The 7,235-nt window shown below is 68.1% G+C and carries 8 protein-coding genes; 3 read left to right on the top strand and 5 right to left on the bottom strand.

Features of this window, described 5'->3' with window-relative positions; genetic code table 11:
• On the bottom strand, positions 1–577 hold a 577-nt coding region (locus tag AB0I04_RS52635; protein WP_360903720.1), incomplete at its 3' end, for a helix-turn-helix domain-containing protein.
• A 130-nt stretch (positions 578–707) separates the two neighbouring features.
• A complete protein-coding gene (locus tag AB0I04_RS52630) occupies positions 708–1,310 on the bottom strand; it encodes a GNAT family protein (RefSeq protein ID WP_360903717.1) in 603 nt (200 codons plus the stop codon).
• Here AB0I04_RS52630 and AB0I04_RS52625 point away from each other — a divergent pair.
• The 3 genes from AB0I04_RS52625 (at position 1,309) to AB0I04_RS52615 (ending at position 2,952) form a co-directional block, all read left to right on the top strand.
• A complete protein-coding gene (locus AB0I04_RS52625; protein WP_360903714.1) occupies positions 1,309–1,665 on the top strand; it encodes a hypothetical protein in 357 nt (118 codons plus the stop codon). The genes AB0I04_RS52630 and AB0I04_RS52625 overlap by 2 nt on opposite strands.
• A gap of 73 nt (positions 1,666–1,738) precedes the next feature.
• The gene (locus tag AB0I04_RS52620; RefSeq protein ID WP_360903711.1) at positions 1,739–1,954 is read left to right on the top strand and encodes a hypothetical protein; all 216 of its coding nucleotides are present in this window, start codon (positions 1,739–1,741) and stop codon (positions 1,952–1,954) included.
• Positions 1,955–1,956: 2 nt separating this feature from the next.
• Positions 1,957–2,952 (top strand): hypothetical protein, encoded by a 996-nt coding sequence (locus AB0I04_RS52615; RefSeq protein WP_360903708.1) that lies wholly within the window; start codon positions 1,957–1,959, stop codon positions 2,950–2,952.
• 134 nt (positions 2,953–3,086) lie between these two features.
• Here the strand turns inward: AB0I04_RS52615 and AB0I04_RS52610 are convergent, their stop codons facing one another.
• The 3 genes from AB0I04_RS52610 to AB0I04_RS52600 form a co-directional block, all read right to left on the bottom strand.
• A complete protein-coding gene (locus AB0I04_RS52610) occupies positions 3,087–3,308 on the bottom strand; it encodes an antibiotic biosynthesis monooxygenase (RefSeq protein WP_360903705.1) in 222 nt (73 codons plus the stop codon).
• Positions 3,309–3,746: 438 nt separating this feature from the next.
• Positions 3,747–4,301 carry a hypothetical protein gene (locus AB0I04_RS52605; RefSeq protein ID WP_360903702.1) on the bottom strand — a complete coding sequence of 185 codons (555 nt, stop codon included), beginning with the start codon at positions 4,299–4,301 and terminating at the stop codon, positions 3,747–3,749.
• A 371-nt stretch (positions 4,302–4,672) separates the two neighbouring features.
• A complete protein-coding gene (locus AB0I04_RS52600; RefSeq protein WP_360903699.1) occupies positions 4,673–6,241 on the bottom strand; it encodes a LuxR C-terminal-related transcriptional regulator in 1,569 nt (522 codons plus the stop codon).
• Positions 6,242–7,235 lie beyond the last annotated feature (994 nt).

Raw genomic sequence — 7,235 nt, 5'->3', positions numbered from 1 at the left:
ACCAGTGCGTGGCATCGCCGGGGGTCTCCTCCAGCGTCGCGACCACCACCTCTTCCACCTGGTCAAGGGTGATCGAGGGTGGCCGGCCCGGCCGGTCCTCGTCCATCAGGCCCTCCAGCCGCAGCTTGAGGAACCGGTTGCGCCATTTGGACACCGTGTCGGGATGCGCCCCCAACTGCTCGGCGATGTCCTTGTTGCTCTTGCCGTCCGCGCACGCCAGCACGATCTTCGACCGCATCGCCAGCACCTGCGAAGACTTCGCGCGCCGCGCCCACCGCTCCAGCGTCGCCCGCTCCTCCTGTGTCACCGTCAAGGCGGCCTTGGGCCGCCCGTCCCGAGGAGCGTCAAGCAACCCATCCAGCCCATCACGCGCAAACGCCGTCCGCCACCTGCGCACGGTCGCCACCGAGACCCCCAGATCCCGCGCGACCTGCACGTTACTGGCGTCCTCGGCACACGCCAGCACGATCCTCGCCCGGACGGCCACCCTGGAGGACTCCACCGACACACCGGCCAGCCGAGCACGCTCGGCATCACTCAGCTCGATCTGGACCGCGGACGGACCTGGACGCGACATACCAGTACGCTACTAACTTAGCCGACGAATTTCAGGCGCATGACACTAGAGCGGTGACCACATACGTTCGCCGGAAGCTGAGTGGTGCTGGGACTGCGGTCGTGTGGTGACTGCTGACAGCGAGGAGGACTCAGCGGGCGGGAACCGGCTCGGATGACGGCCGCCACTCTCGCCTGATCAGCCCGTAGACCCACGAGTCAGAAACCTCGCCGTTCACGATGCAATCTTCCCGCAGCGTCCCTTCACGCACGAACCCGAGCTTCTCCAGCACGCGGGCAGATGCCACGTTGCGCGTATCGGTCTCAGCCTGGACGCGATTCAGGTCCAGCGTGTCGAATGCCCACCGCAGCAACACCCGCGCGGCCTCCGTCGCGTAGCCGTGGCCCCACGCGGCATCGTCGAAGCAGTAGCCCATCGACGCGCTGCGGTAGTCCGGATTCCACCCGTTCAGGCTGCACCAGCCGATGAACACCCCGTCGGAAACACGCTCTACGGCCAGCCGCGCCCCGGTACCCCCCTCTGCCATCTGCCGGCAAGCGTTGATAAACCGCTCGGAGCGCGCGCGATCGCTCCACGGCGGCGCGTCCCAGTAGCGGAGCACGTAGGCGCTGCTGTGCAGCGCGAAGAGGTCGTCCGCATCCGCATCGTCGAAGGGACGCAGTCGAAGGCGAGCGGTGTGCAGCGTGGGGGTGGGCAGCGTGGGGGTGGGCAGCGTGGGGGTGGGCAGCGACATGAGCCTCATATTCCTCCGTGATTGGTGGCCGATCAATCAGACATTCGGTGCCAGGCCGCTCGCAATGGGTTTCTCGGCGGGCAGAACGAAGTGCCCGCTCATCGGCTACTTCAGGGCGTTGGCCGCGACGGGCCTCCTGGACGCGGCAACCCAGACCCGCGACACAATTGAACAGGTTTACGCCCTGCTGCAACAGATCGCTAACGAGGATATGCGCACAGGAGCCGCGCTCCTGGCCACGGTGCCGCCTCCGGATCAATGCCGCAGTGACTGCGCCTACGCCATCGCCGCTGCCCTGCTGGAGTCGGGGCAGGGGGGAGCGGGCGGGGCGCACGCTGCGTCGGCTGTGGGGTGACGTTCCGTCCACGCGCTGGCACTTCGGTGTCGCCCGCGACGGCTTCGCCCGCCTTGCGTCGACCGCGGTGCCGATGGAATCGATCAACGCCCTGCTCGACGTCGTGCGGGACGACGCTGGCACCGCCCCCTGGGCCGTCGCCGAGGTGATGGTCGCCATGGCTCGGCGGCTGGTGCCAGACGACCGTGCCACCGCTCTCGCGCTGCTGACCGAGGCTCGAACACTCGACTTGGGCGAAGGCGTGAGGAAGCCGAGGGATCGGCCGTCGACCGCTGTTGGGCGAATCTAGCGGTGGCTCTCGCCGTCATGGGCGAGTCCGGGGACGTACGGCGGGCCCTTCAGGCTATCCGGGACCCGCTGGTGCACGACATGGCGTACCTGGATGCGGACCCCGCGGGCGACCCTGTGCGACTGCGTGACCAGACCGACTCGATCACTAAGCTGTTCCTGCTGGCCGCCACCGCCGAACGTCTGGCCCGCAACGGGGAGGCCGAGACCGCCATGGCGCTCGTCCCGCACCTCGAGTTCCCGTTGACCCAGCGGGTGGCCACGGTGGCCGCCGAACTGTGGCCACACGATCCACGCGCCGCCAAACGGCTCTGGAAGACAGGTCTCCATCGCCTGTCCTGGGAACGAAAGGACAGGGCGGAACGGGCGATCGGCCTTCGCATGCTGCTCGCCGCCGCCCGTGGACGGTACGACCGTGGCGCACGCCAGGCCCTACGCGAGCTGCGGTCGGCGGCCCTCGAGGCTGCCGACCAGGGCTGGCCGCATTGCCTGCTGCTCTTGGCCTTGGCCGTCCGTCCCGACGACCGGGACGCGGCAGCCGCATGGTTGGACACGGCCGAAAGCCGCGGCGACTTCCGCAGGTCCGACCGCGCCACCGACTGGGTTGCAGTCCACGCCCTGACGCAGGCCGCGATGGGCAGCCCGGCCGACGCGGCCGCGAGCGCGGCCCCCCTCGCCGACGAGCAGGACAGGACGGACGCGCAGGCCCTTGTGGCCGGTTACCTGGCCGATGTCGCGCGCACACCGATCAGCAGTCGGCTGCGCTTCCTCACCCCACAATTCCTGCCAGCCGCGCTCGCGCTCCTTGCACACATCCCGCCCCCAGGGACCACTGGAAGGGCCCGTGAACTCGTTGCGAGCGTGCTCCGCACCAGCTACTGGCACCAGGCGCTGCCCGCCCTGGCGGCTCTCGATCCAGCAGCCGTCCGCCGTGCCCGCGACGCGCTCTTCGACGCTCACGGAGAGCGGACTGCACAGCCCTTCAGGTCCTCGACGTAGCGCCTCTGTCAGCGTGATTTCAAGCGTGAGGAATGGCCCCACATAAAGGGGCTTAGGTTCTAGATCTCGTCGCTGGAGGTGGCCATGCCGCGGGAAGCCAGTGGCGCCTTGAGCGAGCTGGCCCTGCACTCCGCTCAGATCAGCGAGCGCACCTCCGCGGCGTCGTACTCGGCTACCGAGGCAGCCAGGATCGCGGCGCTTTGCTCATCGGTGGGACCACTGCCACGGAACGCCTCGACTGCCGCCCGTGACTCCCACCGCTCGAAGATATTGATGCGATCGGCATCGACCAGGTCCGCCGTGATGGCGAAGTCGAGACAGCCGGTTGCGCGCCGGGCCTGTTCAACGACGCTCACTCAGGTCGCGAGATAGGGCTCGCGCTGGTGCCGGCCGACGACTATGTGTCCTGCGACGATCACCATGTGTCCTGCGACGATCATCATGTGTAATTCGCCAACTGCAGCGAGACGGGACAGTGTTGTCCGTTCCGCGTGATGGCTGCATCCTGGCCGGGCGCTGACCTGCGGGTTGAAAACTAGGTCCGGGAACCGGCTGGTGATCATGTTCGGACCTACTTAGCATCTTCGGTGAGCACGAGCCCGACTACCCGGCTTGATGTGGCGCGCAGGGTTCGTATCCGGGCAAGGCGCACGGATAGTGTCCGCGATCTAGCGAAACCTTGCCGTCGGATTTTCAGGCGGTAGCCACCGCGTCATGTACGAGGGCGACAAGAGTGCTTCCGCCACCAGAACCCCAAGATCCGCAAAAAGAAATCAGGCCTGTGACCCGGCGAGTCAACGGTCTTGTTGGGTGTCGGACCAGCGCTGCACGAGAGCGACTTGTTCCGGCTCAAAGCGGATGCGACGCCGGTAGCGGCCTTCTGCGGTGATCGGGAAGCGGTACATCGTAGTCCTCCGTTCTTGGAGGGTGCTGTCCCGGTGAACGACTCGCACATCGATCGCGGTGACGCGGACGGGGCTCCACGGCCAGTAGAGCCCGTAGAGGAGAGAGAGGTTGTACGGGTTCCCTGACGCCAGGCCGACGCAGCGGTACAGGGGGTTGAGGCGGGCCCAGTTGTCCACACAGCGCCAGTGCGGGTCGCCCAGGTCGTCCCAGCCCACGTTGCCCAGAAGGTCCCAGTCGGGGGGCTGGACCTGCAGCGTGCCGGTGTCGTCGATGACGACGAAACAACGGCGCAAATCACCCGGGCCGATCCGCTGGCCTTCGTAGTGGCGGTGGGCGGCCTCGAACACCCGCAGGTAGTCGGTGAGCACGGCGGCTGGGAGCTTGTGGAACTTGGCCTCCCAGTACGCCGTCTCCGCCTGTTGCTTCGGCTCGTGCTCCGGCATGGCGGAAGTGTGATCTTCCGCTCCAGCAGGTGTCAATCCAGACACCGGGCGGCTCCTCGACCTGCTCACCCTCGGCCCGAGTACACCGCCGACACGCTGCTGTCCTGGGATGTCACAGAGCCACGCCAGCCGATTCAGCGTCTCGCCCAACGGCTCACTCAAGGCTCTGACATCTTGGTGAGCGCGTTCCGCCCGGATGGACGGTGGGTCGCCGTCGGCGACTCCACCGGGATCATCCGACTCTGGCAGGTGAGCCACGACCGCCTGACGGGCGACCCGACCGTCTCGGCCATGGACGCATCTGGTTCCGTCCGGCACGGCCGACGTTCTCGAGTCGATCACGCCATGACCGCGGCGTCCGTCGCCTTCCGTCACACGTCCGGTGCGTGCTCGGTCGTGAGGCGGGCGAGTTCGACGCGGGACGCGATGCCGAGTTTGCGGAATACCCGGCAGAGGTGGAACTTCACCGTGTGCGGAGAGATGAAGACCCGAGCGGCGACTTGGGGGTTCGTGAGTCCTTGGGCGACGAGTGTTGCGATCTTGTGTTCGGTGTCGGTGAGGCTGTCCCATCCCGAGGCCGGGCGTTCGGACCGGCTCCCGTGATGGCGCCTTACACCGAGCTTGCGCAGCCGGGCGCGGATGCGGTCCGTATCCCGCAGGGCATCGGTTTGCTCGTAGCCCTGGAGTGCCTGGTCCAGGCTGCGGATCGCCGCATCGCGGCCGCCGGCGCCAGGCCGGGCGGCGTGCCGGACGCCGAGGTCTTCGGCAGCCGAGGCCCGGTCCCACGTCCCCACGTGGGTGGCGGCGCCGTGGGCCAAGGCGACGGCGTCGTTATGGAGGACACCGCGTGCGTGAGCGGCCGAGGCCGCAAGGGTGGCGAAGTCCGGGTTGTTCTCGGCGAGGCTTTCGGCGCTGATCACGATCTCCTGGGCGGTGGAGTGGTCGCCGGCGGCGAGCGCGGTCCGGGTAACCCAGGCGGCGGCGCCGGGTTCGGCCATGAGCAGCCGACGCCGTGCCGTCGGGTCGGTGCACGTGGGGGAGAGCGCGTCGATCGCCGTTTCAGGGCCGGCGTGGGCTTCGGCGACCAGGGCCATGACCCACTGACACCACCCGCTTCCGTACATTCCGCCTTGGCCTGCCTGACGTCGAGATCTATGCTGTTCGGCGTGCCGGATGGCGGTGTCGATGTCGTTGTGGCGTGCCGCGACAAGGGCGAGTACGGCGATTCCCATGAGATCGAATACATGCATGCCCAGGTCCTCGGCCATGGCCAGCCCCGCTTGCGCCTCGGCCGCGGCGTCGTCAATTCTGCCCGCGGCGAGCCTTAGCCGGGCACGGGATATCGCGGGACCGACGGCGTATGTGGTGTGACCGAGCGCCGTGATCTCCTGGTCGGCCGTTTGGAGCACGGTTTCGGCCTCCTCCAGTTGGCGCATCCCGATGAGTGCGTTGGCCAGGAGCAGGCGTGGGTGGGTGTGCTGGGCCTGGATCGGCCCGTCGCTTGCGACGCGTACCGCTTCGCGAATGTGCTCGATCGCTCTGGCGGCCTGCCCGTGCGCCCAATCGATCCCGGCGAGCAACGTGTGGGCGCTGGCCCGGGCGGGCGGAGTGTGGCGTTCGGCGGCGGCGACGATGGCCTGCGCTCGCTCGTGCCCTCGCCAACCGTCGTCGCCGGCGAACATCCCTTGGAACAGCACCTGTTCGGCGAGGCCGCGCAGCTCCGCGGACAGGTCTGGTCCGCTGAGTGCTTTTTCGGCCTCGGTCACCGCCTCCGTCGGCCGGCCCGCGAGGAGCAGAATGTAGGACAGGACGTAGTGCAGGTGGGCGACCTGCGCAGGCGGCGTGGTTTGGTTCAGTGCGGTGCGAGCCAGGTCCGCGACCTCGGTCAGCCGCCCGGCAGCGGCCAGGGCGTGCGGTCTCTGATGCAGACGGCGCCACACTGGCCAGATCTCTGTGATACATGACAGCGGATCCCTTTCACCTTGTTGTCTTCGATGAGCGGACCGGGCCCCAGCCCGTCCCCTCGAACCTGGGCTGGGGGCCCGGTCACCCCGCACCGTGAGCTCAAACGGCGACATTCGCGCGACCATCGGCCGGCCTGCCCGACGATCTGAGCACCGCCCCCTAACGGGCCCAGCTGGTCGGGTCGCCGTCACCGCGAGCTTCTACGGCGGCACCTGAATACTGCGCGAAGGGCCACGACCTCCACATCACCCACTCGGGCAGAGGATGAGGAGAGGGTTCCTCGTTGCCTTTCGGGACGGCGGGTAGCAGGCCGTGGCTGAGCGGAGCAGCGGACTCTAATCCGCGGGTTCGGAGCAGGGCACTGCCAGTGATCGGCGGCGATGCCCACGTCGACATCGCCGCCGCTCTCGTACGGGGCGCATGGGACGAGGGGTGGGCCGCCGACGGCCGCGCTCCAAATCGCCACCCAACAGTGCACGGCGCTCAAGACCACGGCGTACGCCGCCGTCCCCACGCTGCTGCTCGCTCGATTGCGGCTGCTCGAAGGCCGCTTGGGAGACGCGGCCACCGAGGCCAGGGCCGCACTGGCCAGGTCCGATGTGCTGGGTGCGCACCTGTACGACCCGTTCGGCACCACCGTGCTCGCCATCGTGGCCACGCGCCGCGGTGACCTGGAGACCGCCGCGGGCTACGCCGACCGGGCTACTCGACCACGACGCCGCGGCGCTGGTCCATGCCGCCGTCACTCATGTGGGACCTTTGAGCCGCACCTCGGCTGCCGAGGTAATGTTGGACTAAATCGTCCATCGAAGTTAATCGATCGCGCCCGGGCCGGCCCGGCACGAGGCGGCTTGACGTCGCCCGTTCCGACCGGCCGAATGACTTACGGCGTAGCCTTGATACGGCTCTGAGCTGCAGGTTTACCGATCCGATGCGATATTGGCCCGCTTGCATCCGGTGCGGCCGACT

The organism is Actinoallomurus sp. NPDC050550 (assembly GCF_040655075.1).
Taxonomy (GTDB): domain Bacteria; phylum Actinomycetota; class Actinomycetes; order Streptosporangiales; family Streptosporangiaceae; genus Actinoallomurus.
The sequence above is the reverse complement of the archived record's forward strand: the minus strand, read 5'-3'. Positions and strand labels throughout refer to the sequence as shown.

Bases quoted from the DNA above. Each gene is read 5' to 3' on its own strand.
- AB0I04_RS52625 (WP_360903714.1), top strand. From the start codon at position 1,309: ATGAGCCTCATATTCCTCCGTGATTGGTGGCCGATCAATCAGACATTC.
- AB0I04_RS52630 (WP_360903717.1), bottom strand. From the start codon at position 1,310: ATGTCGCTGCCCACCCCCACGCTGCCCACCCCCACGCTGCCCACCCCC.
- AB0I04_RS52620 (WP_360903711.1), top strand. From the start codon at position 1,739: ATGGAATCGATCAACGCCCTGCTCGACGTCGTGCGGGACGACGCTGGC.
- AB0I04_RS52605 (WP_360903702.1), bottom strand. From the start codon at position 4,301: ATGCCGGAGCACGAGCCGAAGCAACAGGCGGAGACGGCGTACTGGGAG.